The sequence below is a fragment of the Streptomyces sp. NBC_01431 genome (assembly GCF_036231355.1).
In the GTDB taxonomy this organism is placed as follows: Bacteria; Actinomycetota; Actinomycetes; order Streptomycetales; family Streptomycetaceae; genus Streptomyces.
In genome coordinates, this window is sequence record NZ_CP109497.1 from 60,646 (window position 1) to 86,328 (window position 25,683).

Consider the following 25,683-nt stretch of genomic DNA (forward strand, 5'->3'; position numbering starts at 1 on the left):
TGGACACACCCCAGGGGAACAGGGGCAGGGTGTTCGCGAGTAGGGCTGGTCAGGCCGGGGGTTGCGTCCACGGAAGTGGTGTACGGGTTCCCGCTCGTTCCGGAGGTTTGACCCGGTAACCAAGTGGGGGCCACATAGACGAACGGTCACCGGCTGATCTCCCAGTCCTGAAGGAGATCAGCACGATGACCGCTGTCACAGAGGGACCTGACACTCCGCTCCTGTGGCGAGGCTTGTGGTGGCCCGGCAGGGCCACGCTCCGCTCAGCGAGTGTCGGTGCGCTTTTCGAGGCGGGTGCCGTGGCGAAGGGTGATCGACATCAGGTCGCTGGGGGCGTCCAGTTCCAGGCGGTGCCAGCGGCCGCGGGGGACGACCACGGCGGTGCCTGCCTGCAATTGCACCATCTCGTCGGCGCCGCTGGGCCTGGCGGGGCGGAAGCGGAGGCGGACACCGCCGGTCAGGCAGCACACCGCCTCATCGGCCTCTGGGTGCATCTCCCAGTGGTCAGCGTGAACGTCGGCATCGGTCTCCACGTGGAACGTCGCGATCTGCCAGGCGCCGGAGTCGCTGCTCGTCATCCGCCGTTCGGCGACTCGGACATCGCCGTCGGGGTGGATGTGCAGCGCCGAGGCGAACAGGTCGATGGATGAGATGGGTGTCGTCGTCATGATGGCGTTCCTTCCAGTCGGTTCTCTGCGGGGGCGGCGGGTCGCGAGTGAGGTGTTTCGGCTCGGCGGCGGGGCAGCACGCCGATAGCCACGACCGCCGCGAGCGCGAAGAGGGCGGCGGCGACGGCCAGGCCCAGGGCGTAGCCGTCGTTGAGCGCGGCGGGGTCGGTCGCCGTGCTGGTGCGTTGTGCGGCGATGGTGGCCAGGGCGGCCAAGCCGATGCAGCCGCCGAGTTGGCGGGAGCTGTTGAAGAGGCCGGAGGCCATACCGGCCTCGCGCGCGGCGACGCCGGTGGTTGCGGCGGCGGCGACCGGGGCCAGGACAAGTCCGGTGCCGATGCTGGTCATCAGGGATGGGCCGAGCACGTCGGTGAGAAAGCCGCCGTCGGGACTGATGAAGGCGAACCAGGTCAGGCCCGCGGCGGCCAGCAGGGCGCCGGGCACCAGGGACGCACGGGGGGTGCGGGCCGCGGTGACGCGAGTCGCGACGAGGGTGCCCGCGACCAGGCCCGCCGAGAAGGGCAGGAACGCGGCGCCGGTCGCTGCGGCACCCATGCCCAGAACCTGCTGCATGTACAGGGACACGAAGTAGAACGCCGCGAACTGCCCAGCCGCGGCCAGGAACACCAGCACGTTGGCGCCGACGACCCAGCGGCTGCGCAGCAGGCCGAGGCGCAACAGCGGTGCGAGGGTCCTGGATTCGGCGAAGACGAAGGCGGCCAAAAGTGTGGCCGCGGCGACGAGCATCGCCAATGTGGCCGGTGAGCCCCACCCTTGGGCGTCGGTGCGGACGACGCCGAGCACCAGCAACCCGACTCCGCCGGTCGCCAGGGCGGCGCCGAGCACGTCCAGCCTCTCGCGCCGGGCGGGGCGTGCTTCGGCGGGCACGCCTGCGAGAGCCAGCGCGAGAGCCGCCGCCACGATGGGCAGGTTGATCAGCATCACCCAGCGCCAACCCGCGTACTCGGTCAGCAGCCCGCCCGCCAGCACGCCCAGCGCTCCCCCCGCGGCGTTCACGGCGCTCCACACTCCGAGCGCGCGGACACGCTGCGGGCCTTCGGCGAAGGTGGTGGTGAGCATCGCCAGTGCGGCCGGGGCAGCCGCGGCCGCGCCCAAGCCCTGCCCGGCGCGGGCGGTGATCAGTTGCCAGGGTGCCTGGGCCAGCCCGCCTGCCAGCGAGCACAGCCCGAAGACGGCCAGGCCCAGCAGGAACAGCCGACGCCGGCCGTACAGGTCGCAGGCGCGGCCCCCCAGCAGCAGAAAGCCGCCGAACGTGAGCGCGTAGACGTGCACGACCCACGACAGGTCGAGTGGCGCGAATCCCAGCGCGGTGCGGATCGCGGGCAGTGCGACGTTGACCACCGACATGTCCAGGGCGAAGGCGAACTGAGCGACGGCGGCAGCCGCCAGCACTGCGCCGGGACGCCCCCGTAAGTTTTTATACATGTAAGGAAAGTAGCCTCAGAGGATCGCCGCTGTCGAGTCCTGGGGGAAGATGAGGGCATGCCGCAACCGTCCGCACCGCGCAAACCCCTCGGCCGACCTCCACGCATCTCCCGCGAGGAGGTCGTCGAGACGGCACGCCGGATCGTGGCCGCGGAAGGCGTGGACCGGCTGACCATGCGTCGGCTGGCCACAGAGATCGGCAGTACGCCGATGGCGCTCTACCACCACGTCCGCAACAAGGAAGAACTGCTCGTCCTGCTGCTGGACGACTACGCCGCGCGGACGCTGCACCGACCCGAACTGCCCGCCCAGCCTCGCGAGCGGATCGTCGTCGCCGCTGCCACGATCCACGAGGCGCTCGCCGCCTGCCCCTGGATCGTGGAGGTGCTGACCGCCGACGACCTGATGTCCACATCCGCCCTGTGGTTTGTCGAGCAGATCATCGATGGCCTGGTCGAATGCGGCCTGCCCCCCGAGCGGGCCGTACACGGGTACCGCGCAATCTGGTACTACACCGCCGGAGAGATCGTGATCCGGGCGACAGCGGCCCGGCGGCGCACAGACGATGACCGTCCTACCTACCGGGAGCGAGTCTTCGCCGATCTCGACCCGAGCGAGCTACCCCGCTTGGCACAGGTCGCGGACCACTGGGCGCCGCTGACCGCCGAGGACACCTACCTGGATGGGCTCCGGGCCTTGGTGGCTGGCCTCCTCGCCACCCGCTGACGGGTCGCCGCCGACGATGTGCGCCTGGCCGCTGACCGAACACTGCCAACTAATCACGGGCACGACCCTGCCCGCTGGCCCCAAACGTGGGCAGGAAGGACGGAATAGTGCACGGTCGACCGAGCCCTGATCTCCACCGCGAAGGAACAACTCGCCCCCACCGGCACCTGATGCGCTTACTTCACTGGCCTCGCCTGCTGCTCGCGGTCTACGTCGTCCTGTTCGCCACGGGCTGCGTCGCCGTGGCTCCCAAGCCCACTCCGCGCGGCGGCGGGTTCGTCCAGGACGGCGGCCACCTGCCCACCGTGGCGCCCAGCTCCGGGTGGCCCGATCCCGTCCAGGCGCCCGCCCACGAGACCCTGACCCCGATGTCCGACCTCACCCCCACCCCCAGCCCCGCCGCTGTGACCAGCAGCACCAAGCCTGTCGGCCAGGCCGTTCGTGACCACGCGCACCCCCGGACAGACAACCCTGCCCCGCGCCCCCCAGACCGGCACAGGGCTGCCGCTCAGCCCGACTCACCTCCGCCGCGGCATCAGCGGACACGCCCACGCACCGACTACGACGCCAGCACCCTCTGCTCCTGGGCGCAGGGCACCGGACTTGACCCATCAGTCGTACGCGCCTGCCGACAGCAACTCGGCCACTGAACACACCTCCCTGGAAAGCGGCAAAAGGTCCACGATCGCGGTCGGCCTGTCCGTCGTGCGCGACGGGTGGGATGGCGCCCCCGGAGCGGTGCCCATCGGCTCACCCGGTCCAGGGCGCGGCACCGGTCCCGGCAGGTCACCGTGTGACTTTCGCGTCCCCCGCGCGGCTGGATTCACCACCAGCCGTTCAAGAAGTTTCCGCTGTGCCGATATCCTTGAAAGTCCGGGCACTACTAGCCCGCGCTCAGGCGCTTGTCGCTCTCGCCTTTCAGTGACTCCGGCCGCTTCCGACTCCTACGTCGACCAGAGCGCGCCAATGCGCGCCGTCCCGATCCTGGTATCGCGTGTGCGTACGGACTGGTCGTCACCTACTGGCGCCGCCCCGGCTCCCACCAGCGCACGATCAGCTGGGTCTACGCCACGCGCCACCCACCCGCACCAACAACATGGCCCGCGGTACCGGGCGCCTGGCGCACCAGCCCGGGTGGGCGGTAACTGGCGCCAGGGCAAAGACGATTCAGTCCTGGACCGAAATCACGTGAGGCTCCGGCGGCCACATCCGGACCGACCCCGCCCTCTCGGCCAGTCTTCCGCGCGGGCGCCAACTCCCGGCACTCTGCTGGTCGTTCATGCGGCGCCATACGGACCAGGAGTTGGTCGGTGGCCGCGTCGGGCTTCGATGCCTCTAGGCACCGGGCCTGGGAGCCTGGGCAGATCTTCTTCGCCGTGGCCTTCGGTGGGAACGGGCGTCGCGAACCGCTTGCGGACTGGAGGGCGAGCATCGGCCCGAGATCATCGATGATCCGGTCCACCGCCGACTTGGAAACCCCGCAGAGCGGATCCAGTTGGCATGGCCGGCCCCGGCGGACCGCGTCCGCACCCTCGCGCCGCAGCACCGTCACCAGCTTCCCGAACAGGCGGGGGCTCAGCCCGGTGAACGGGGCTGTCCAGGACGGCTCCGACGCCGTGATCACGCCGGCCACGGCGAGATCATCCCAGCCGCTCTATCATCAAATCCGAAGAGCTGAGCGCCGTCGAGAGGCCGATGGGAATGACCGCAGCACGCATGGCAGCAACCGTGCTGACCACGTGGGCCGTGCTGATCGCGCTCCTACTCGCGCCGTCACCCCTGCCAGAGCATTGGCGCTACTACATCTACTCTCCAGCGAGCGTGGGCCTGTGGCTGCTGACCATGCTCGTTGCCCCCATCGTGGTCTGCTTCGTCAGATGGCCATGGATCAAGTCGGGCGTCAGATGAGCCGCGACTCTTATACGGGCCGCGACTTCGTCGGCGCGACCCCATACGTAGCGACGCTGCTCGTGCTCTCGCTCTCCGCGCAGCGCCCGCGGATGCCCAAGGCAGACGGCATGCGCTACGGGAAGTGCCAGGGCAAGCGACGCTGACGCGCGACGGGGAGGCGCTGCGCACGGCCGCGCGCGAGTTAATGCGCGGACTGCCCCTTAGCGCCTCGTCATCAACTGCGGGACGGCCCTTAGGCAGCCCAAGGCGTCGTCCGAGGCCGGTGCCCTGAGCCCTCCTCGTCCTCGCCCTCGCCCTCGTGGGCAGCGTCGGGCCCCGGAAGGGGCGCAGGCCTCGACCCGGGCCGCTGGCCTTGACGCTGAAGTAGCGGCCCAGGAAGTTGATGAGCGGTTCTTGAGGCCGCCGCCGCGCTGGGGGTAACCCCGCAGACCTGGAACACGTACAGGACCTACCCGCAGATCGCCTCGCATGCGGTGGCGGTCAGAGGAGTGGAGCAACTGGCCGCGGATCATTGGCCAGGCCTCCAAGGAGACTCGCGACGCTCCGAAGACGGGTCCGGGGGCCGCCCGAGGAGCAGCGGTGACATGGTCCCGCGGTGAACTCCCGCCCCGTATCGCCGAGATACTCGACGCGGATCCGGCCGTCACCATCGAGCAGGTCACCCACGCCCTCGACATCGCGTACACCACCGCCAAGCAGAACCTGGCGCAGCTGCGCGGCAAGCGGATCGCCGACCGCCCGCAGACCGAACCAGAACTCACCCCGCATCAGGCCACGGCCGCCCTCGGCTACGTACCGGCCGTGCACAAGACCGCTCTTGAGCTCGCTGGCGTTGAACTGCCGGCCTGTCAGGTTCAGCCGTATCTAAGGCGTCGCCGATGCTCTGGCGGGTCTGGGGGTGGCGCCAGAGCAGGTGTGCAGACGATGCGGCGGACCTCGGTGTCCAACCGGAGGAACGGCGTAAACTCCTCCCACGCGTTGTGCGAGGGCGGCGAGGGTCGGGGCGAGCTGTTGTGCTTGTCCATGTCCTCGTTCAACCCGCATCTGCTGAACGTGTTCGCCCCACGGGTCGCCCACGCGCTGCGTGCTGGCTTCCTCTGAACGCGTCTTCGCCCCGCCGGTCGCGGACATGCTCCGTGTCGTCTCCTCGCCGCGTGAGGGAGGGCGGTATCCCGGGGAGCCGACGTCGCATTGCCGTCCTTGGCGCGGGGTTCGTCCGCGGGGACCACTGTGCGCCGAGCAGACGAGGGGACGGTGTCGCGCCATCAAGTGGTGCGAGACTGCATGTCTGCCACTGAAGATCCACTCCCGGCCGCCCGGTTCCGGGTCCCGGGCCGTGTTGTGGCAGGGGCTCGGCGTGGGCCTGGACGATGTCGTCGAGAGCGCTGACTGCGCACCGCTCAAGTGCGGGCGGTGGCAGTGCGGAGGGACAACCAGCAGCCTGTCGGCAGAGGTTGAACCGTGGCTCACGGTGAGAAACAGCCCAAGGTGGTCCGTCTCTCCCCTCCGTTGCCCCGGCGTTGAGCGTTCCCCTGGGCTCAGTGGAGAATCTTCTCCTTGGCCCGCTGGAACTCCTCGTCGGTGATGTCGCCCTTGGAGCGAATCTCCGAGAGTTTCGCCAGTTGCTCCACCTCGCTTCCGGGTCCCGCGCCGGTGCCGGCCGTCTTGCGCACGTAATCGTCGAAGGCCTCCTGTCGGGCTCGCGCATGCCGCACCTCGCGATCGCCCATGTCCTTGCCGCGGGCAATCACATAGACGAACACGCCGAGGAAGGGCAGCAGGATCACGAACAAGAGCCATCCCGTCTTGCCCATTCCGCCGAGCGTGTCGTCCCGGAAGATGTCGCCGATGATCCGGAAGAGCAGAACGATCCACAGGACCCATAGGAAGATCCACATGACCGTCCAGAACGCTCCGAGAACCGGGTAGTCGTAGGCCAGATTCATGTCTCCGCTCCTTTTTCTCGCCTTCGCCGGGCAGCACTGGGCGGCCCGAAGGCTTCGCCGCTGCTGCGCTCGGCGGTCACCGTGCGGGTGCTACCGACCACCGAGATGATGGCCACGTGGGTGTCCTGGATCTTCTCCAGCAGTAGCACCGGTCTCGTCGGCGGCGCCGACAGTGAGCGGGTACCGGGCGGGGAGGTGTCCAGGGCCGCCAGCGCCGCGATGCGGGTGGCAGGTGGGTCTTCGGGGGCAGACCGGGCATCAGTGTCTCCCTTCGGCCGACCGGGTGCGGCCGCCGACAGAGCGGGGTACTGCATCCCCGTGGGATGCCGTGCCCCGGCGCTGCGCGGCGAGGCCGTCGATCCGCGTCACCCGGACGGAGTGATACACGACGCTGCGTGGACCGGAAGACTCCCTGTGATGTCGTCATCAGATGAGAGTGCGAACCCCATGCCGCTGACCATCAGGCCTTCGGGAGGTGCCCCAGTGCAAAGTGGGCAGTTTCCGATCCCGCTGAACGCGGCCCGATCTATTATTTTAGTGGAAATTTCCGTCACAAACATCTCGATCAATCGGATTGCGAAGCACAGCGAGACCGAGGTGACCGCTTTGCAGGCGGGCGCCACACCGGACCATGCGGAGCTGGCCGTCGACGGGTTGGTCGGCGCGGGCATTGCCATCGAGGCAGCTCCGAGCTTGGCAGCGGCCGGGAGAGTACCGATGGGAGTCACATCCGTCGGTCGCCCGCCGACGATGTGGTTCACCGCGCAAGTCCGCGGGAGCAGCGCCGGGGAGGCTCAGCGATGAGTGAAAGTGGCACCGGCCTGAAAGATGGCCTGCGAAATCACGTAGCGAAACGTGCGACAGCGATTACCGCCGTCGTCCGGCTCCTCCTCACCGCGGCAGGTCTACTGACGGGCTATTACCTGCTGCCGCTGACTCAGCAGCCCTCCGGCAGAGTCATCGCCACCCTCATCGTCGGACTTGTCGTCGTGCTCGCACTGTTCGTGTGGCAGATGCACTCCATCACCCGCTCGCCGACTCCCCAACTGCGGGCTGTCCAGGCGCTCGCCACCACCCTCCAGCTGTACCTTCTGCTCTTCGCCTCGGCCTACTACCTGCTCGAACGGAGCGACTCCGGCAGCTTCAACGGACCACTCACCAGGACCGCCTCCCTGTACTTCACCCTCGTCACCTTCAGCTCCGTGGGATACGGCGACATCGTCGCCCGCAGCGACGCCGCCCGCATCGTCAACATGGTGCAGATGACGGGCAATCTGATCCTGCTCGGTGTCGCGACCCGAATCGCCATCACGGCCGTTCAAACCGGCTTGAGAAGAGATGGAACGAAGCACACCGACCGCTGAGGTCTCGGCCGCCGACGCGCTCAAAGAGTGTGCCTACGGGTGAACCGCCCTTGGGCGCCGCTGTCCGGCATGTGGCTGTCGGCGTAGAGCCCTTGGCCGGAGGTCGGTAACCGTCCTTGCCGGTCCGTGAGAGCACGGGAGACGACATGGCAGGACTTCTGGGGAAGCAGGACGTTCGCGCTCGGCGCGCTGCAGGCTCGCTGCTTCTGGCATGTGTGGTGGTCGGCGTGGCCGGATGCCCCAGCAACTCGGGAACTTCTTCGAAGAGCACCAGCAGGGCGGCATCGGCTGCCTCGTCTGCGGTTTCCGCCGCATCTTCCGCGGTGGCCCCCTGGCCTCACAGGGCGCGCCTCCGTGCTGGCCTCGTACGCGGCTGAGGCCAAACGCAGGTTGGGCGAGGTGAAGAACGACCCTCGACGCCAACCAGGAACTGCTGAACTGCTGGACCCGCACCCACGCCACCTGCCACCGCCCACTGCCCGGACTCCGGGCAGACACCTCATCTACACGTACTCAATGAGCAGATCCGACCGGTACTCGTTACGGCAGCGGTCCAGTTGAAGAGATGAGGTCGGTACCGAGGTGGCGGCGCAGGACGGTGGCGATGGCGGCCAGGGACCGTCGTCTCCGTCGGCCATACCCGCGGATAGTTCCAGTAACTGGCGACTCTGACCAGCCCGGCGCTGGTGAGAGTGGTCAGATCAGGCGTTGTGCCGCGCCCAATAGCGCGGCCGGCCGCCGGTTGCTCATGCTTATGAAAGGCGCTCGGGACCGGCGGACTTTACCTCGAAGGAAGTCAGAGGCTGGTCACACCCGCGCTGCGCGACGCTCGAGCGCTGCTCGTAGTGCGTGCACGTCGCTGGCGCCTCGTTTCGGCAGGATGGTGAGGCATGATGCGTTCTTGTCCGAGCCCAGCAGTACGAAGAGCTGCGTCGTCTCGGCATATCGGGGAGCTGCCTGCCAGGTCAGTGTGGTGGCAGCCTTTTGATGCGCGATGGTGATGCCAGCGTCCGAGATGGTCGCTCGATACTCGCCGTTGTTCGCGGTGAGCTTGTGGAACTGGCGCGCCTGGAGATGGGGCATGCCGACCATGAGCACGGCGAAAACGGTGATGCCCACCATCAACGGCACGGGGAGGTCGCCGCCGGCCGCCTGCGCCATGATCCCGCACACCCAAATCACCGAGCCGCACACAAGCATGATGACGCGCTGACGACGGGCAGCGGCCGAGACCCTCGCGCGGGCTCTGAGGGCCTCCTTGAAGTCTCCTGCCAGCAGGCGGTAGGAAAGGCATATCCCCGAGACCACTGGATCTTCACTGTTCACGTACGACGATTCTCTTGGTTGGTTCCCGTTGTCCGACGGGGAATCGTAACCGCAGGCCAGTGAGCCGGCGCACATACTTCCGTGCTCGCCGCCGCGGCTGAGCTGCGAGGCCTGGCCGGGTCGGTATCCCAGCCTCAGTGCCTTCATTCAGGGAGACGGCCCTCACCAGCACGGCAGGGGTTGCCCCTTGGCGACTGCCATGCGTGGCTCACACCACTCGACCACCGGTTGGGCGTCCGACAGGACGTCAAGGGCCGCCGTGGCGACAGGATGCCGACTGTCCACCGAGTGGTACTTTCGGCACACCCCTGCCCGTACGGCAAGCGGCGCATCGCGACCGACACGCGCTCGGTCAGCTCCTGGTCGTCGCGGTCCCCCGCCGCGAACTTCGGCGACGGGCCGCCGCCGTTGGCCCGTTGACCCGGCTGCGTTCGTCTGCACCGCGACGTCACCCTTGTCTGGGCCGACGGCGGCTACACCGGCTCCCTCATCGACTGCCACGAAAGAAAATCGCGCCACCCGGAGACCGTCAAACGCATCGACGACATACGTGTATGCGAGGTGCTGCCGAAGCGGTGGGTGGCAGAGACGTGTCAAGCACACTGCACTCATGAATCCGGTTTGGTAGGAGTGTTATCGAGAGGCGGCGGGTGTACCAGCCGGGCGGACGAGTTCGCCGTTCGTGTAGTTCGGCGAGTTCTTGCTGGTCAGCGTGAGATAAGGCGGTATCACCAGCAGTTCTCCCGACGAACGGTGATCCAGTCTCGTTGGAACCGGGCGTAGAGGTCGGAGGGGCGGAGGGTAGTCATGTCTAGTGCTGCGACCGGCAACGTTCACCGGCCCGCGGCATCCGCCACATCATGTGGGAGGGTTTTGGGGCGTTCCGTTAGGGTGCACCGAATGGACGGCACCACTTCATCGCAGCCCTCAACGGCGCCTCAGAGCCTGCACTTCCATCCCGACTACCTCGATGCAGTACGCGCCGAACAGAAGACGACGACGGTGCGTTTCCGTGACCCGGTGGAGACGGGCCCGGTATGCCTGGTGTTCGAGTTGGACGACGAGGTGGCACTACCGGGTGTCGTCACGCAGGTCACTGTGAAAAGAGTTGCCGAGCTGAGCGAGTCGGACGCCCGCGCGGACGGTTTCCGTGATCTCGCTGAGCTTCACGACAGACTGCGGTTTCACTACCCCCGCATCGGGCCGACCGACACCATCACCATCGTGCACTTCCGGTTGGCGAAGTGAGTGGGTGCCCTCAGCATCGACTGCATTTTCTCCCCCGCGTTAACGCCCCTTCGGAACGTGAGTGGCTGCCCCGGCGCTGCTGGCGCTCACTGCGGATGCGGGCACGTTCACGGCGCTGAGCGGCCGGGGCACTGGGGTGCCGTGTGTTGGCGTTGCGCCGGCGTAGGTGGAGGTGCGGTTCCCTTGTCCGGCCGGTGTGGTTGGGGTGGTGGGAGTTGTCGGGGGTGAACTGCCGCACGGCCCGAAATACGCCTCGATCGGGGTGGCCCAGGGTGCGTTGGTCGGGGTGAAGCACAGCTCGACCTTGTTCTTCCTCGCCCACCGCCGGATGCGCCAGTTCTTCTGGGCGGAGAGGTTGTCCAGGATGACGTAGATCGGGTCTCCGTCGGGACGGGCGGCGTGGATCGTTCTGGGCACGGCCCAGCTGGGGCTGATGCCCTTGCTGCGCCGATTGCCCCCCAGCTGATGCCCTTGCGGCGCTGGTTGACTCCCTACAGGGTTTCGTAGCCAACCGAGTAACAGCCGTGGAAGTAGGTGATGGTGCCGTGGGTTGGGTGGTAGGTCGCCGGACACCGGTCGAGCCAGCCTGCTTCACCCAGCAGGAGCCCACGGTGGGACGGATGCCCAGCGGTCCGAACTCGTTGAAGGTGAAGGCGAAGGTACGATCCGGCTACTGGGTGAGTGCGCCGCCCCAGCCCGGAATGGACACCCACATCGCCGGCCAGGGTACGGACGCCCCGTAATGAAGCGCCTGCCCGGCTGGACGCCATCCAAATCGCGGCCACCGCCGCGTTGTAGCCGATCACGGCTGCCGGGGGATTCTTCGCCCAGAAGAGCGGGGCCTCGATCCCCTCGCTGTACACCGGAGGGCCGGGCACCGGTCCGGCCACTGCGATGTGTCGGTGCCTGGGGTAGGGGGCGTCCTGGTCGGCGTACCGGCAGGTGGAGAGAGACGGTCGTGGTCGTCGGCGCGGACGCGTCGGCGTTTGGGCTGCTCGTCGGAGGCAAACCGTCCGGAAGCGCAGGCTTCGGCCGAGTTCGTGACGATCCATCACCCAGCGGACGTCTTGTGGACGGGCTCGCGGTGCTGGGAGCCCATCACCGTGGACTGTTCGCACAGCGTGTGGGGCAGTGCTGTCAGCAGTCGAGGCGCTGGGCATCGCGCCAGACCGGGATCGGCGTTGAGGACGCGTTCAAAGCCCTCAAGACCCTCGACCTGGACCCCGCGACCCTCGCCAAACTTGAGGAATCCTTCAATGTCTTCGAGGACCTCACCACCTGCAAGGTCAACAGCTTCCCCGGCCGTACCCAGGTATTGATGGCGGACGGATCACACCGGGAGATCGGCTCCCTCAAGGTGGGCGACCTGGTCGTGGCGAGCGATCCGACGACCGGTGAGCGCCGCGCCGAGCCCGTCACTGCGGCGTTTCGACACGACACGGAGCGCCCGTCTGCTCCTGACACAGGCCACCGGCGCCGAGCGTTGATCGTGCGCGCCTGCCACCAGCAAGTCCGCCGCTGAAGGCAGCTACGACCCGGGCAGCAGAGCCGGGAACCGCATCCGCAACGCTGCAGGCGGACAACCCGTCGCTGTCCGAATGTCTTGCCAGTCTTTGGCGAGGTGCGACGGATTCGTTTCCGCGCTCAACGGCCGTCAAGGCCCGCTCGTGGGAGTAGCGGTACGCGGTCGCGATGCCGATGCCGACCCCGCCGACGAGCTGGGCACAAGCGTCGCCGCACCGCAGGCGGGCCACGACAAGCAGGGCCCTGCGGCCGACCGGAAGTCACCTCCGTCGCCCTAACTCCCGCCGCCGGGCCAGCAGTTGATCCGCCACGTATCGCAGGGTGCGGCGGGGCAGATCCGTCGACGACGGGCAGCCAAGCGCCACGAAGCTCCTGGCAGTACGGGCGATTTTGGTCGTGAACCCGTCTCCCAGGAGCTTCTTCATGTTGTCCAGCAGCAGCCCAACTCGCTTGCAGGCCCCTCAGCTTGAAATGGGCTCACTCATTCAAGTACTTCGCCAAGTCAGCAGGGCTTAGGCGTGCGATCCGACTACCGCACGAACTTCCAGTCGACGTAGATTGCTTCCTTGTCCTGGCTGTCGAAATGCGAGAAGAGACCCGGTGACAGATCAAGGCCCGCGTAGGGACAGCCGGGGCACTCGTCCGTGATCGTCGCGGTCGCCGACTTCCCCTTATATGTGATCTTGATCTTCTTTCCGCACTGAGCGCTGGGGTGTCCGCTTCCGAACTGGGCGGAGTTGAGCGCAACAATGAAGTCGCCATCATTGTTGGTGATGCCGCATGCCCCCAGGCCAGTGGAATAGAACGTTGCCCGCGCATTAGAGAATCCCGTCGACGGATTTCCCGTAGGACACCCCGTCGACTCGATGGAAGAGGTGTCTATCACAGTCGCCTGCGGCAGTGGCATGTCCGCTGAACGGCCCGGGTGCTTCGGCGGCGTCGTCGTGGGATCCGGCGAGGGCTGCTTCGGCGGCTTCGTCGTCGGATCCGGCGACGGCTGCTTCGGCGGCTTCGTCGTCGGATCCGGCGACGGCTGCTTCGGCGGCTTCGTCGTCGGATCCGGCGACGGCTGCTTCGGCGGCTTCGTCGTCGGATCCGGCGACGGCTGCTTCGGCGGCTTCGTCGTCGGGTGCGGCGAACATGACGTCGGGAAGGCGATGCCAGTACTTTCCGAGGCCGAAGCGGAAACAGTGATCACGGCAGCGGAAGCGGTTGCCAGCAGTGAGGCAATCGCGGCGGTAAGCATTCGTCGTTTTCTCATCGTTCTCTCTCTGAACGTCGCGTCCGAGCGGTGTACGTTCGGGAGGAGCCACGGCAGAGCGCGATACTCGCCATTTCCTCGCGACCACGCCACGGCAGTGCATGACGGTATGAACCGAAGACCAAAAGCGACCTCAGCATGATGAACCCCGCTAACACCCTGCTAACGATTCGCCAGCACCCCGCCCCGCAGCCTGCCAACGCACCACGCTGGAAAACGCGGCACCAGCACACAGTTCAGGGAGTGCGCCTTTCCGACCTCACCTTGGGGTCTGGTGAAGGACGACGACGGCTTCAGCATGTCGGTGATGCGGTAGGTGCTGCTGCGGAGCTTTCGGAGCAGCCGTCAGCCCAGCCCAGCCCAGCCCTTCAGGGTGGCCATGGCCTGCTCGCCGAGGCAGCGAATCCTGGCGTTGCCGCGGCGGCCTCGGCGACCTCGGCGACCTCGGCCTCGGCGTCGCCCTTGACCCCGTCTGCCGAACCGGGAGACGGCTATCTCCGAGTGACCTGATCCGACCCCCGGCCGCACAGTGAACCGGGCTCCGGAATACCAGCAGGAACCTGACGCACCTGACGTACCGTCAAATTCCTTACGGGCACGTGACGTTCTGGCTACCCTCGTGCCATGTCCGACGAACTCTCCCTGGCCGCATTAACAGCGACCGCCCTGACCGAAGGCGTCAAGTTCTTGTACGACCAGGCGGGCGCGCTGCTCAGGCGGCGACGGGACCGGGCCGCCGAGGACGGCTCACCCACCCCCGCGGCCGTCACCGAACCGCGTGTGCTTCCGGTGGCCGACCCCGCGCAAGTGGAACGGTTCGAGTCGGAGCTGCGGGCCCTGCGGGCCGATCTCCACGAGTACGTCAGTGGGGTTGATCCGGTCACCACCACAGACGAGCAACTGTTGCGCCGCGCCAACGCCCTGCGCCGGGTTCTTGAGGTGATCCACGGCACCCCGCTGCTCTTCGCCGGAGAGCCGAGCGAATCGGGCGTGGTTCGCGGCAGGGTCACCGCCGAGGAAGTGGCCGGATATGTGGCCGCCGTCCGGGCCGAGCGGGCAAGCGGAACCATCGAGGGGGACGTGAGGGTGGGGCGGGTGGAGAGCGGCGGCGAGGCCGTCGGTGTGGACCTCGGAGCCGACCGGCCGAGGCGCTGAGACCACGCCGTGGACCGTATCGACGGCTCCTTCGAGGCTCTCGTCCAAAACCGCACCGGCCCGGACTTCATCGAGCGCCGCTGGCTCCACGAACGGATCGAGCAAGCGCAGGGAAGCCACATCCTGGTGACCGGCGAGCCCGGCGCGGGCAAGACCAGCCTTCTCGCCGGGCTGGCCCGCGCACACCCCGGCTGGCTGCGCTACTTCGGCCGACGAGACAGCCGCAGCGCGCTCGCCGGCGGAGACGTGCAGTCCTTTCTCCTCTCCATCGGCCACCAGCTCGCGCGGCAGCGCCCGGGGCTCTTCGAGCCGCAGCGCCTGGAGGTGGTGGTCCGCCAGCACATCGACGCCACCGCACCCCACAGCAGCGTGGTCGGGATCAGGATCGACGATCTGACGGTCTCGCCGTTCTACCGGACCGCCACCCTGCATCTGGACCAGCAGGTCGCCGAGGTGGCCGGACGGGTCAGCGGAATCGAGATCGGTTCCGCGCAACTGGAACCGCGGCTGCTGGAGCCCGCCAACCTGGCCTACCTTGCCCTGATCGGACCGGCCGAAGCCCTGATCGCGGAGGATCCCGGCGCGAGGATCGTGATCCTGCTCGATGCCCTGGACGAGTTCGCTGACGATCCCGCGGCCGCCAGCCTGCTGCGATGGCTGGCCCAGGTGCAGGAGCTGCCACCCAACGTGACGCTCATCATGGCCTCCCGGCCGCACGCCGCCTTGGCACCGCTGCGCCACCGAGCCACCGAACTACCCATCGACCCCGCCTCCCCGCAGGTCGGCGAGGACCTCCTTGTCTACGCCTCCCACGCCCTGGGCACACCGCCCGTCCTCGCCGCCGTCCGAACCGCCGGCCACCTCCAGGACAGCTTCCTCCGCGCCGCCGTCCGCCGGGCTGCCGGCAACTTCCTCTATCTGTCGACGTACGCCCGCGCCCTGACCGACGCAGTCGAGGGCCGGGACGCCGCGCTCACCGCCCGCCTGCTCGATCCGGTCGAACTTCCCGACGGCCTCAACGGGTTGTACGCCTTCTTCATCAACACCGCGCGCACCGACCTGTACCGCCTCGGCATGCAGGACATCCGTGACCCGACCGGCGCGGCCGACACCCTGACGCCCGCCTGGGAGGGCGTGGGCAGGCCCCTCCTCGGCCTCCTCGCCGTCGCGCGGGCCGCGCTCACCGCCGAACAGCTCGCCACGCTCGCCGGTGTGCGGGTGTGGCCGCGGGCCGTACTGGATGTCGTGGCCCGACTGCGCTGGCTCCTCGACGAGCGGGACGGGCGGATCGCCTTTTACCACGCATCGATAGGCGAGTTCCTCACCGCCGACCAGACCCGCCAGGACCACCCCCACATCTGGATCGACCAGCTCGAATGGCACCACCGGATCGTCCGCAGGTATCAGGGCGACGCACCCGGCTGGGCCGAGGTCCGCTGGAATGCCGTCGACCCCTATGGGCTGGTCCACCTCGCCGACCACGCACTGCGCTGCGGGGGAAAGCTCGCGGACGAAGCGGCCGTCGAACTCGTGTGTCCCGGCCTGCTGCGTGCGATCCGGCACACGTTCGGGGGGCACAGCCATTTCCAGCGGCAGGCCGGTCTCCTCGCGGACCACGCCATCGAGCACTTCACCCGCGACAAGGGCATCCCGGCCGTGCTGTACCTGGGCATCGTGCGCCGTCGGCTGCTGCACACCAGTCGAAGTGTCGTGCCGGCGGCTCTCGGACTTCTCGCCCGCCTCGGGCGCACCGGCGAGGCGCTGGAGCACATGACGGCGGTGGGCCCCTCCTATCAGCAATTCCGTGCCACGCTGGCCATCTTCGAGCAAGCCAGGCCCGACGACGGCGGCCCCACCCGGCGGGAACTGCTGGAGCTGGTGGTCCAGGCCGCCCTCGCGATCCCGCCGAGCAAGGAGGGCTACGCCCGTGGCCAGCGGCTGACCGCGCCGCTACGGAACGCGGCGACCCTGCTCGCCCCGTACGACCTCGACCGGGCGCTGCGGCTGTGGCAGCACGCCTGGGACATCGAATACGCCGATCGGGGCGAGGCCGCGCCGCCGTGGGAACGGCAGCCGGACGAGGTCTACTTCGCCGCTGCCGCCGCGGAGCAGGACACGGCCCGCGCCCGCATGCTCATCGCCTCGATGAGCCCCGTCCCCCAGGGACCCTCCGGCATCATCGCGCGCGGCCACGACCAGCCGAACGCCTACCTCGACCTCGCGGCCCGGTCCGCGAGCACCGACGTCCCCGTGCTGCTGAGGCGGGCCGAGGCAGCGCTGGAGGCCACACGGCCGGCCATCCGACTGCGCTGCCTGGCGCGGCTGGCAGCGGCCTGGGCCGCACACGACGCGGCCGAATCCGACCGTATCCAGGCCGCCGTGCGGGCCGAGGCGGCGCAGGACCCCCAGGCCCTGCGGGACTGGTCGGAGAAGGAGGACTTCTCCAAAGCACTGGTCGATGCGGCGGACCGCCTCCACGAGACCCACCCCGCGCTGGCGGACCATCTACTCACGCGCTTGACTCAACTCCCACTGGACGGAGGGACGGACTGGGCCTACCTGGCCATGGCCGGCCTGATGGCCGCTTGGGGCTCACCCGGCCAGGCGCGTACTGTCATCGACCGCGTCGAGGCCACGACGCACGACACGGTCCGCGCAGGCGCCACGCTCGCCGTCTTCGACCGGGACGCGGGCCTGGGCATGCTGGCGAGGGCCTACGACCGGATGCCGCCCGCCTCCGGCCCCGACTGGGATTCCTCCCTTGAGCTTCGTCTCCATGTTCTGGCCGTGATGACGGCTCCCCACGACGGGCCCTGGGCGGCCCGCATCGCCCGCGATCTGACCCGCACCACCTGGACCGGCTTCGAGCAGGACCGGTACTCCACACTCGCCCACGTCGCCCACACATGCCTGGACAAGGGCGACACCGCACAGGCGGAGGAGATCCTCGCGGAGTGCCTGCGAGCCGGAGACGACACGCCGCCGCTGCTCGGCGGGCGGCCCCGCGGGTACTACCGGTTGGCCGTGGGCGGGCAGGCGCCGCCGGAGCCGTTGCCCGCCCACCTCCAGGAAATGAGCGACCTGTACAACAGCTCCCACCAGTGGGCCGCGCGCGCCAACACCTACTTCTACCGGGACCCCGCCGCCGTCGTGCGGGACGTCTCACGGGGCCCCTACAACTGGGGCCGGACCGCCCGCACCATCGCCGAGGCCCTCGCCGAACGGGACCTGCCTCGCGCTCTCGCCACGGTGGAGCACCTCACCGACTGGGACGAACGCACCATCGGCCTCGCCGAGATGTTCCTCCAGGCCTCCAGGCACGGCCTTGGCGAGGCCGCCACCGTGTCGGACAGACTCGACGAGGAACTCGCGGCTCTCCCTCGCTACGAGTGGCTGGGTGGTGATGGCGACGAGAAGGCCTGGGCATATCTGCGACCAGACCATCGCGTACGGTTCGAGGTCGCCCAGCGGATCTTCCCGTTCAGGCCCCAGAAAGCCGGGGAGTTGACTGAGGCCACCCCGTTCCTGGCTCACGCCTTATGGATGGACCGCATCCTGTGGGCGTCGCGCACGTACGCGGAAGAGGCGCTCGGCGGGGGCACGTACCAGTCGGGGCTGCGCGAGATCCACGCGCGCACGCTCGGCCCCTCGTGGGCGGCCGGGCGTCAGCACATGCTGGTCGACCTGACCGTGGCGGCCACGGCGTTCCACGAGCACGTGGTGGCCACCACTCGCCGCGACCTGGCGCTGCCCACGACGCCACCGGTCCCGCCCAACCCGATCTACGCCACCGCCGCGGAACTGGTGACTCCGGCGCACGGCGAGACGCTCACTCCCGCCTTCGTCGCACGGATCCGGAGCCTGCTCGCCGAGGGCACGGTGGTCGCGGCCGCCCAACTGGTGGCGTACGCCGCGGACATCCGGCCCGCAGCCGGGGCGGAGCTGCGAGAGCTGTGCACGGCGGTCATCGCGGCGACGGCGCGGACGTCACCGGCCACCCGGGTCGACGCCCTCGCCCGGCTCGCCTCGCCTCCGGCCCTGGCGAGTGTGGTGGACCCGGCCGAGGTGCTGCGGGAGGCCGCCCGCCCCGGCGTGCTGACGGCATGGGAGCCGTGGGTACCCCAGCAAGTCCGCCACACACTGTTCCCGCTCCTCCTGGCCCAAGACCTGCCCGTCGCGCTGCGAGGGCTCCACGACGCCGTGGCCGACGACTGGGAGGAGGCGATGGCCCTGCTGGAACACGGCGCCGACCAACTCCTCAGTGCCCTCGGTCCCGACGCCGTCACGATCCTGCACACCACGATCCAGCGCGCCCTGCGCTGCACTTCTCCGGACCTCACGGCTCCGGATCTGGTGGACGGGCTACGGCATCCCACACCGTGAGGTGTGGGGGGTGCGCTCCTGAGTGGTTCCGCCCTCGCCCCGTGAACCGAACTGTCGCGGGCGGCAACCTTTCGCGGAGCGGCGGCAACTGACGGGCAACACCAAGACGATCACAACCGCGGATCGTCCGATCCCCGCGCCGCATGCCGCCGCGCACCGCTGATCCGGGCGGTTGCGCGGGCAGGGCCGAAACAAGGAGCAGCCCCCATGAACGAGACGGATCCCGTGGCAGACGGCCGCGGCGGGCACAGGCGCGCGGCCGGTGGCGCAAGACGTACGCGTGGGCGCCACCGCCGGCGCTGGACGGCGCTGGGTCTGGCGCTCGGCGTGCCCGGCGTCCTCGGTCCCTACTTGCTGTTCGTGCAGGCCGACTCGGAGGCCGCGACGGTGGATCCCGACACCTATTACACGTTGGTGTCCGTCCGCAGCGACAAAGTGATGGACGTGCCCGGGGCGGACGCTTCGGACGGCGCCTGGATACGGCAGACGAGCCGTGCGGCCGATGCCGCGAGCCAGCAGTGGCGGCTACGGGCGGCGGGGGACGGATACGTCGAGCTGGAGAACCGCGGCAGCCACAAGGTCCTCGGAGTGCGGGGCGCTTCCACAAAGTCCGCCGCCGCCGTCGAGCAGCAGACCGACCACGGTTCCGCCTCACAGCAGTGGAAGGTCGAGGACGTGGGCGGCGCCGCGGTGAAGTTCGTTTCCCGGAGCAGCAAGATGGTGCTCGACGTGTGGGGCGGCTCCGGTGGCGAGGGTGTGCCGCTCGTCCAGTACGCCGACCAGGGCAGCACCAACCAGCAGTGGCGGCTGGTGAAGGCATCCGGCTCCGGCGGGTACACCTGGCACAACGCGCAGATCGTTGGCGGCGGCTTCGTCACCGGGCTGGTCTTCAACCCCGCCCGCAAGGGTCTGCTGTACGCGCGCACCGACGTGGGCGGCGCGTACCGCTGGGACTCGACCGCCGCCCGGTGGACCTCGTTGACCGACTGGATCGGTGGAGCCGACTGGAACCTGTTGGGCATCGAGAGCCTGGCGACCGACCCGGTCGACCCGGACCGCGTGTACCTCGCGAGCGGCAGCTACACCAACGGCTGGGCGGGCAACGGCGCGATCCTCCGCTCCACCGACCAGGGCAAAACGTTCCAGCGCACCGACCTGCCGTTCAAACTGGGCGGCAACGAGGACGGCCGGTCCATGGGTGAGCGGCTGGCGGTGGATCCCGCCAACCACGGCACGCTGTATCTGGGCACCCGCAAGAACGGGCTCTGGCGCAGTACCGACTACGGCGTCACCTGGAGCCAGGTGAACAGCTTCCCCGTCAAGGACGGTGCGAGCAGCGGAGTCGGCCTGTCCTTCGTGACGTTCGGCCCGGCCGGCAGCCGGACGATCTACGTGGGGGTGGCCGACCGGGCCAACTCGCTGTACCGCTCCACCGACGGTGGCAGCACCTGGCAGGCGGTGCCCGGCCGGCCCACCGGGCAGTTGCCGCAGCACGGTGTGCTCTCCGGCGACGGTTCGCTGTATCTGACGTACACCAACGCCCCGGGCCCGAACGGGGTGACGGCCGGTTCGGTGTGGAAGTACACGCCGTCCACCGGGGTGTGGAAGAACGTATCGCCGTCCAGCGGCAGCTACGGCTTCGCCGGGCTGGCGGTCGATCCGCAGCACCCGTCCACGGTGATGGTGACCACGCTGGACCGGTGGTGGCCCTCGGACGAGGTGTACAGGTCGACCGACGGTGGTGCCTCCTGGAAGGCGCTCGGCGCGACCTCGAAGCGGGACGCCTCCGGGGCGCCGTACGTGGGTACCGGTATCGGGCACTGGATGGGCGCGCTGGCGATCGACCCCTTCGACTCCGGGCACGTGCTGTACGGCACCGGATCGGGGATGTGGGGCAGCGATGATGTGACCGCGGCCGACCACGGGGGTGCCACGCACTGGACGGTCCCGGCCAGGGGGCTGGAGGAGACCGTGGTGCTCGCACTGGCCAAGCCGCCCGGCCTCCCGCTGGTCAGCGCACTCGGTGACGTGGGCGGATTCCGGCACGATGACCTGACCAAGGTGCCCTCCAAGGCGCTGTCAGGGCCGCAGTTCACCAACACCACCGGCATCGACTTCGCGCAGGCGAAGCCGGGGTTCATGGTCCGGGTCGGTCTCGGCGGCGCGCAGCACGGCGCATACTCGACCGACGGCGGAGCCGACTGGACGCCGTTCGCCGGGACTCCCGTTGACGGTGCGGGCGGCGGGACCGTGGCGGTCTCGGCGGACGGCGCCACCGTGGTGTGGACGCCTTCAGGCCGGCGCCCGTTCTACTCGACCAACCATGGTTCGGCCTGGGCCGCGGCCTCCGGACTGCCCGCGGACACGGCCGTGGTGGCCGACCGTTCGGCGGCGAACACTTTCTACGCCCTCACCGGCGGCACCCTGTACGCCAGCACCGACGGCGGGAGAAGCTTCTCCGCCCGAGCCACCGGCCTGGGTGACGGATCGCTCAAGGCCGCCCCCGGGGCCGCCGGTGACCTGTGGATCACCGGCGGAAGCAACGGGCTCGCGCACTCCACCAACGGCGGAGCGAGCTTCACCAGGCTCGGCGGTGTACAGCAGGCGCACGGCGTCGGCTTCGGCAAGGCCGCCCCGGGCGCCACCCACCAGGCGCTCTACCTCAGCGGAACAGTGAAGGGCGTCTCCGGGGTGTTCCGCTCCATCGACGGCGGTTCGAGCTGGCTCCGGATCACCGACGACCAGCACCAGTTCGGAGGGAGCGCCATCAGCGTCGTCGAAGGCGACCCCGACGTGTACGGCCGGGTCTACCTGGGCGGCTACGGCCGTGGCGTGGTGTACGGCGACCTGTCCTGATCGCCGTGGGCCGTGGGCGGGCGGCGGCGGGTGCCGCCGCCCGCTCGGCCGCGGCGATATGGGGGCAGCGGAGCGGCAACCTTTTCGCGTCCGGCGGCCACTGAAGGGTGCGACGTCGACTCGATCTACTGAACGGATGGGCATGAGGACAACGAACCACCGCGCTCCGCGGCGCGGGCGCGGGCGGGCCTTCGGCATTCCGTTGGCGGTGCTGGCCGTCGGGGTTCTGGCCTGCGTGGGCATCGCGCTCCTCCCCGGGAGCAGGGCCGATGCCGGACATCGCACCGACGCGTCGGTCGCCGCTGCCCCGGCGAGCGTCCCGTCCGGTTCCGGTTCTCCCACCGCGGCGACCGGCGCGGCAACCGCATCGGCGCTGCCACCCATCACGAGCCCGCCACCGTCAGCGACCCGTACCCCTACACCCGCTGCCTCCAGCAGCCCGCGCGCGGCGTCGCTGGCGGGACGGATCAAACCGGCGGTCACCTACCGGGGAGTCGCGACTTCCTATGCCGCGGGTGACGGCCAGGGATCGTGCTTGTATGGTCCGTCCGGCGATCTCATGATCGCGGCGATGAACCACGCGGACTACGAGTCTGCGAAGGCGTGCGGGGCGCAGGTGTTGGTTCGCGCCGCGAACGGGGCCGCCATCACCGTGCGGATCGTCAACGAGTGCCCGCTGCCCTGCGCACCCGGACAACTCGACCTCAGCACACAGGCTTTCGCGGAACTCGCCAACCCCTCCCTCGGCCGGATCCCGGTCAGCTGGACGCTGCTGAGCCCCACCTCGCCCGACATGATCTCCATCCGGTACAAGGCCGGGTCCAGCCGCTGGTGGTGCGGCGTCCAAGTGATCGGCCACCGGAACCCGGTGGCGGTGCTTGAACTCAGAACCGCCAACGGCTGGCGCCGACTTCCCCGCACCGACTACAACTACTTCCTCTCCGCCGACGGCAGCGGATGCGGCGGCGCGATCAGGGTCACCGACATCTACGGAGAGCAACTCACCATCGACAAGATCGCGCTCAAACCGGACGTCGCGCAACCGACCGACGTTCAGTTCGCCCGGCGTTGACCGTGCTGCCCACCCACCGTCACGGCTCCACTCTCGGGGGCAACCCCCATCCGGCCGAGGTGACGGGGGCAGTTACGCTCAAGCCGGCTGTCAACGCGCACATCACAGGGAGAGGGCGACCGAGGGAGATGCTCCTCGATGACGCGTCCGCGGAGTTCCACGACTTCTTCGAACGCCACTACGCCGAACTGGCCCGTCTCGCCCACCTCCTGACCGGCGAGACGGACGCGGCTGACGACCTCGCCGCGGATGCCCTGGTCGCCCTGTGGCAACGCTGGGACCGGTTCCGTACGGCGCACCACCCGCTCGCCTACGCTCGCGGCGTGGTGGCCAACCTGGCGCGGGAACGGATCCGAAGCGCGGTCCGCGAGCGACGCCGGGTCGCGCTGTTCTGGTCCCGCGGTCCCGGAGAAGTGGAGTCACCGGACGTGGCAGCCGTCCTTGACGTCCGTGCGGCGCTCGACCGACTGCCGTTCCGCAAGCGGGCGTGCGTGGTGCTGCGCCACGCCTTCGACCTGTCGGAGAAGGACACCGCGATGGCACTGGGCATATCGGTCGGTACGGTGAAGAGTCAGACCTCGAAGGGAATGGCCGAGCTGGAACGGACACTCGGCATACGCGCGGCCGGGGAACTGGCGGCAGGAAGGAGGGCTCGGTGAACGAGGAGATCAGCCGGCGGCTGCGCGAGACCGCCGAGTCCCACCGGCCCGACCGTGCGCGGATGCTGGCGCGCGTGGAGCGCGGCGCGGCCGGCGCCACCGTACGGCACCGCACTCCGTCGATCGTGAGGTCACGGCCCAAGGCGGCGCTCGCCGGTCTCGTCACCGCCGGCATTCTGGCGACCGGTGGTGTCGCCGTCGCCGGCATCGTCGGAGCTCCGTCACCGTCGGACACCGCTCCGGCCGCCCCGCCCTCCGCCGTCCCCTCCCCGTCCCTCCCATCGCGTCCGACGCCGTCGGCGCCCACCACCCCTTCCGGCCCTGCTCAGACCCCCACCCCCCGGGCCAGTTCGCGCCCGACTCCGCCGCCCGGCAGCCGGGCCCAGAGCGGTCCGCTGTGGTCGGAGGGCTCGATGGGCCCGCACAACACCGTCTACTGGGCCCAGAGCGACCTCACCCTCAAGGCTGCCCAGCCGCTCACCTCGCTCACGGTGGAACTGCGCATCGCGCAGACCGGCGGCGTTCAGAACACCGGCAACTGGCGGACTCTGCCGAGCGACGACTTCACCGTCACCGTCCAGGAGACCGGCGGTGCACTGGTGTACCGCTGGGTCCTCAAGCCCGGCCGCACCGTGCCGGCCGGGCAGCACGAGTTCGCCGCCCAGTACAACCACGCCACGGGCGTGCGCAGCACCACGTCCGACAACTACCGCGTCGACGCGCACACCTCGGGCGGCTCCATCGCGGTCTGGGGAGGGTTTACTCCGCCACGATGAGGACCCGACGGGTTCCGGCCCGAGAATCAACGAGCTTGGGCGCAAGCGGGATGGGGGGTGCGCTCATGAGCGCTTCAGGAACCTCAAGTAGAAAGCCACGAACACCAGGACGATTCCGACGTTCACCATCAGCCGCCCCCAGAACTCGTGCCTGAAGAACAGGACGTCCACGCCGACCACGACGGCTGCCATCGCGACCACGTAGAGCACGACGACCATCGGTCTTCCCATTCCCCCTTTCTACTACGGGCTCGCGCCGTGAGAGCCTCATGAGTCACACCGTCGTGGGGCCGACGCGCGGCGGCTGTCGTGCCGCGAGGTGTTCCGGATCAGGTTGCGGCTCAGGATCCAGCTCAGGATCCGGATCAGGCAAAGTCCGTCGGGCGGCCCAAGGCTTCGACCGTGTCGACTTCTTGGAGGCGCGCCTGGAGGTGTTCGCGGATGCGGTCGATCGCGTTGGCACCCAGGGGAAGTCGCAGCGGGGGTGTTTCCATCTGGGTGGCGGTGATGATGGCCCGTGCTGCGCGGGCGGGGTCGCCCGGCTGGTGGTCGTGCATGGCGAGGAACTGCTTCTTCGCGGGGTCCAGGGCGGGGCGGTAGTCCTCGATGGGATCGGCCCACCGTACGGAGCGGCCGGTGAAGTCGGTGCGGAAGGGGCCGGGTTCGACGATCACGACGTGGATGCCGAGGTGTTTGAGTTCGGCGGCCAGCCCTTCGGAAAGCCCTTCGAGTGCGAATTTGGTGCCCGCATAGGCGCTTCCGCCGAGGGTGGCCAGGACTCCGCCGACCGAGGACATCTGCACGATGCAGCCGGAGCGCTGGGCGCGCATGGTCGGCAGGGCGGCGCGGGTCACGTCGAGCGCGCCGAAGACGTTGGTGTCGAACTGGCGGCGCAGTTCGGTGTCGGAGAGTTCCTCGATGGCGCCGCGCAGTGCGTAGCCGGCGTTGTTGACGAGTACGTCGATGCGGCCGAATTCCTTGAGGGCGGTGTCCACGGCGTCGCGGACCGCGGTGGGGTCGGTGACGTCCAGGGCCACGGCGCGGACCCGGTCGGGGGCCAGGGCCACGAGGCCGTCGAGGGTCGCGGTGTCGCGGGCCGTGGCGATCAACCGTGCGCCGTCGGCGATGACTTCATGGGCCAGAGCGCGGCCCAGGCCGGTGCTGGTGCCGGTGATGAACCAGACCTTGGCGGCCTCGTGGTCGGGGTGTTGCGAGGTCATCAGCGTTCCTCGATTCCTTGGTGCGGCGCTGGGGTTGGTGGCGGTGGGATGTCATCGCCTTATGGGGGCTACCGGGTGTACGTCGGTGCCGGGCTGCCGTGCTGGGCGCTCGCCGGTGGGGGTGCCGGAGCCGGTGGTGCGGA

The 25,683-nt window shown here is 69.1% G+C and carries 22 protein-coding genes and 2 pseudogenes; 14 read left to right on the plus strand and 10 right to left on the minus strand.

Going from position 1 to position 25,683, the window contains the following annotated elements; genetic code table 11:
- Window positions 1-263 precede the first annotated feature (263 nt).
- Window positions 264-668 carry a cupin gene (locus tag OG522_RS37710; protein WP_329467954.1) on the minus strand — a complete coding sequence of 135 codons (405 nt, stop codon included), beginning with the start codon at window positions 666-668 and terminating at the stop codon, window positions 264-266.
- Complete coding sequence (locus OG522_RS37715) at window positions 665-2,113, minus strand: MFS transporter (protein WP_329467955.1); 1,449 nt, start codon at window positions 2,111-2,113, stop codon at window positions 665-667. The genes OG522_RS37710 and OG522_RS37715 overlap by 4 nt, the downstream gene beginning before the upstream one ends.
- Before the next feature lie 57 nt (window positions 2,114-2,170).
- Between OG522_RS37715 and OG522_RS37720 the strand changes: the two genes are divergently transcribed.
- On the plus strand, window positions 2,171-2,839 hold the full coding sequence (locus OG522_RS37720; protein ID WP_329467956.1) for a TetR/AcrR family transcriptional regulator: 669 nt from the start codon (window positions 2,171-2,173) through the stop codon (window positions 2,837-2,839).
- A 170-nt stretch (window positions 2,840-3,009) separates the two neighbouring features.
- Entirely contained in the window at window positions 3,010-3,489 is a 480-nt protein-coding gene (locus OG522_RS37725; RefSeq protein ID WP_329467957.1) for a hypothetical protein, read from the plus strand.
- A 726-nt stretch (window positions 3,490-4,215) separates the two neighbouring features.
- On the opposite strand, the pseudogene OG522_RS37730 reads toward OG522_RS37725, so the two are convergent.
- Window positions 4,216-4,472 (minus strand): annotated as a pseudogene (locus OG522_RS37730) (IS5/IS1182 family transposase); the annotation flags it as partial.
- Between the two features lie 244 nt (window positions 4,473-4,716).
- Here OG522_RS37730 and OG522_RS37735 point away from each other — a divergent pair.
- Both OG522_RS37735 and OG522_RS37740 read left to right on the plus strand, forming a co-directional pair.
- Window positions 4,717-4,893 (plus strand): hypothetical protein, encoded by a 177-nt coding sequence (locus OG522_RS37735; RefSeq protein ID WP_329468670.1) that lies wholly within the window; start codon window positions 4,717-4,719, stop codon window positions 4,891-4,893.
- A 436-nt stretch (window positions 4,894-5,329) separates the two neighbouring features.
- Window positions 5,330-5,851, plus strand: coding sequence for a hypothetical protein (locus OG522_RS37740; RefSeq protein ID WP_329467958.1), 522 nt, complete (start codon window positions 5,330-5,332; stop codon window positions 5,849-5,851).
- Between the two features lie 437 nt (window positions 5,852-6,288).
- Here the strand turns inward: OG522_RS37740 and OG522_RS37745 are convergent, their stop codons facing one another.
- Window positions 6,289-6,696, minus strand: a complete 408-nt coding sequence (locus OG522_RS37745; RefSeq protein WP_329467959.1) for an SHOCT domain-containing protein — start codon at window positions 6,694-6,696, stop codon at window positions 6,289-6,291.
- Window positions 6,693-7,010: a hypothetical protein gene (locus OG522_RS37750; protein ID WP_329467960.1), complete on the minus strand. Its 318-nt coding sequence runs from the start codon at window positions 7,008-7,010 to the stop codon at window positions 6,693-6,695. Before OG522_RS37750 ends, OG522_RS37745 begins: the two co-directional genes overlap by 4 nt.
- Before the next feature lie 133 nt (window positions 7,011-7,143).
- Here OG522_RS37750 and OG522_RS37755 point away from each other — a divergent pair, with 133 nt between their 5' ends.
- Window positions 7,144-7,500, plus strand: coding sequence for a hypothetical protein (locus tag OG522_RS37755; protein ID WP_329467961.1), 357 nt, complete (start codon window positions 7,144-7,146; stop codon window positions 7,498-7,500).
- Window positions 7,497-8,060: a potassium channel family protein gene (locus tag OG522_RS37760; RefSeq protein WP_329467962.1), complete on the plus strand. Its 564-nt coding sequence runs from the start codon at window positions 7,497-7,499 to the stop codon at window positions 8,058-8,060. The genes OG522_RS37755 and OG522_RS37760 overlap by 4 nt, the downstream gene beginning before the upstream one ends.
- Before the next feature lie 807 nt (window positions 8,061-8,867).
- Here OG522_RS37760 and OG522_RS37765 read toward each other — a convergent pair.
- Complete coding sequence (locus tag OG522_RS37765; RefSeq protein ID WP_329467963.1) at window positions 8,868-9,386, minus strand: hypothetical protein; 519 nt, start codon at window positions 9,384-9,386, stop codon at window positions 8,868-8,870.
- A 900-nt stretch (window positions 9,387-10,286) separates the two neighbouring features.
- Between OG522_RS37765 and OG522_RS37770 the strand changes: the two genes are divergently transcribed.
- Window positions 10,287-10,634 carry an ASCH domain-containing protein gene (locus OG522_RS37770; protein WP_329467964.1) on the plus strand — a complete coding sequence of 116 codons (348 nt, stop codon included), beginning with the start codon at window positions 10,287-10,289 and terminating at the stop codon, window positions 10,632-10,634.
- Window positions 10,635-10,644: 10 nt separating this feature from the next.
- Here the strand turns inward: OG522_RS37770 and OG522_RS37775 are convergent.
- Window positions 10,645-11,304 (minus strand): annotated as a pseudogene (locus OG522_RS37775) (transposase); the annotation flags it as partial.
- Between the two features lie 288 nt (window positions 11,305-11,592).
- Between OG522_RS37775 and OG522_RS37780 the strand changes: the two are divergent.
- Entirely contained in the window at window positions 11,593-12,156 is a 564-nt protein-coding gene (locus OG522_RS37780; protein WP_329467965.1) for a Hint domain-containing protein, read from the plus strand.
- Between the two features lie 820 nt (window positions 12,157-12,976).
- Here OG522_RS37780 and OG522_RS37790 read toward each other — a convergent pair.
- On the minus strand, window positions 12,977-13,471 hold the full coding sequence (locus OG522_RS37790) for a hypothetical protein (protein WP_329467966.1): 495 nt from the start codon (window positions 13,469-13,471) through the stop codon (window positions 12,977-12,979).
- A 572-nt stretch (window positions 13,472-14,043) separates the two neighbouring features.
- Between OG522_RS37790 and OG522_RS37795 the strand changes: the two genes are divergently transcribed.
- From OG522_RS37795 to OG522_RS37820, 6 genes are all read left to right on the plus strand, one after another.
- Window positions 14,044-14,574: a hypothetical protein gene (locus OG522_RS37795; RefSeq protein ID WP_329467967.1), complete on the plus strand. Its 531-nt coding sequence runs from the start codon at window positions 14,044-14,046 to the stop codon at window positions 14,572-14,574.
- Window positions 14,575-14,583: 9 nt separating this feature from the next.
- Window positions 14,584-18,957, plus strand: coding sequence for a hypothetical protein (locus OG522_RS37800; protein WP_329467968.1), 4,374 nt, complete (start codon window positions 14,584-14,586; stop codon window positions 18,955-18,957).
- Between the two features lie 207 nt (window positions 18,958-19,164).
- A complete protein-coding gene (locus tag OG522_RS37805; RefSeq protein ID WP_329467969.1) occupies window positions 19,165-21,813 on the plus strand; it encodes an RICIN domain-containing protein in 2,649 nt (882 codons plus the stop codon).
- 142 nt (window positions 21,814-21,955) lie between these two features.
- The gene (locus OG522_RS37810; protein WP_329467970.1) at window positions 21,956-22,885 is read left to right on the plus strand and encodes an expansin EXLX1 family cellulose-binding protein; all 930 of its coding nucleotides are present in this window, start codon (window positions 21,956-21,958) and stop codon (window positions 22,883-22,885) included.
- 128 nt (window positions 22,886-23,013) lie between these two features.
- Window positions 23,014-23,544: a SigE family RNA polymerase sigma factor gene (locus tag OG522_RS37815; RefSeq protein ID WP_329467971.1), complete on the plus strand. Its 531-nt coding sequence runs from the start codon at window positions 23,014-23,016 to the stop codon at window positions 23,542-23,544.
- A complete protein-coding gene (locus tag OG522_RS37820) occupies window positions 23,541-24,320 on the plus strand; it encodes a hypothetical protein (RefSeq protein ID WP_329467972.1) in 780 nt (259 codons plus the stop codon). Before OG522_RS37815 ends, OG522_RS37820 begins: the two co-directional genes overlap by 4 nt.
- A gap of 63 nt (window positions 24,321-24,383) precedes the next feature.
- Here OG522_RS37820 and OG522_RS37825 read toward each other — a convergent pair whose 3' ends face one another.
- Complete coding sequence (locus tag OG522_RS37825) at window positions 24,384-24,551, minus strand: hypothetical protein (RefSeq protein WP_329467973.1); 168 nt, start codon at window positions 24,549-24,551, stop codon at window positions 24,384-24,386.
- A gap of 134 nt (window positions 24,552-24,685) precedes the next feature.
- On the minus strand, window positions 24,686-25,540 hold the full coding sequence (locus OG522_RS37830; RefSeq protein ID WP_329467974.1) for an oxidoreductase: 855 nt from the start codon (window positions 25,538-25,540) through the stop codon (window positions 24,686-24,688).
- Between the last annotated feature and the right edge of the window lie 143 nt (window positions 25,541-25,683).

Coding starts and splice junctions, on each gene's coding strand:
- OG522_RS37825 (WP_329467973.1), bottom strand. CDS start 24,551: ATGGGAAGACCGATGGTCGTCGTGCTCTACGTGGTCGCGATGGCAGCC.
- OG522_RS37735 (WP_329468670.1), top strand. CDS start 4,717: ATGGCCATGGATCAAGTCGGGCGTCAGATGAGCCGCGACTCTTATACG.
- OG522_RS37720 (WP_329467956.1), top strand. CDS start 2,171: ATGCCGCAACCGTCCGCACCGCGCAAACCCCTCGGCCGACCTCCACGC.
- OG522_RS37710 (WP_329467954.1), bottom strand. CDS start 668: ATGACGACGACACCCATCTCATCCATCGACCTGTTCGCCTCGGCGCTG.
- OG522_RS37805 (WP_329467969.1), top strand. CDS start 19,165: ATGAACGAGACGGATCCCGTGGCAGACGGCCGCGGCGGGCACAGGCGC.
- OG522_RS37815 (WP_329467971.1), top strand. CDS start 23,014: ATGCTCCTCGATGACGCGTCCGCGGAGTTCCACGACTTCTTCGAACGC.
- OG522_RS37755 (WP_329467961.1), top strand. CDS start 7,144: ATGCCGCTGACCATCAGGCCTTCGGGAGGTGCCCCAGTGCAAAGTGGG.
- OG522_RS37760 (WP_329467962.1), top strand. CDS start 7,497: ATGAGTGAAAGTGGCACCGGCCTGAAAGATGGCCTGCGAAATCACGTA.
- OG522_RS37725 (WP_329467957.1), top strand. CDS start 3,010: ATGCGCTTACTTCACTGGCCTCGCCTGCTGCTCGCGGTCTACGTCGTC.
- OG522_RS37745 (WP_329467959.1), bottom strand. CDS start 6,696: ATGAATCTGGCCTACGACTACCCGGTTCTCGGAGCGTTCTGGACGGTC.
- OG522_RS37770 (WP_329467964.1), top strand. CDS start 10,287: ATGGACGGCACCACTTCATCGCAGCCCTCAACGGCGCCTCAGAGCCTG.
- OG522_RS37795 (WP_329467967.1), top strand. CDS start 14,044: ATGTCCGACGAACTCTCCCTGGCCGCATTAACAGCGACCGCCCTGACC.
- OG522_RS37750 (WP_329467960.1), bottom strand. CDS start 7,010: ATGCAGTACCCCGCTCTGTCGGCGGCCGCACCCGGTCGGCCGAAGGGA.
- OG522_RS37830 (WP_329467974.1), bottom strand. CDS start 25,540: ATGACCTCGCAACACCCCGACCACGAGGCCGCCAAGGTCTGGTTCATC.
- OG522_RS37715 (WP_329467955.1), bottom strand. CDS start 2,113: ATGTATAAAAACTTACGGGGGCGTCCCGGCGCAGTGCTGGCGGCTGCC.
- OG522_RS37810 (WP_329467970.1), top strand. CDS start 21,956: ATGAGGACAACGAACCACCGCGCTCCGCGGCGCGGGCGCGGGCGGGCC.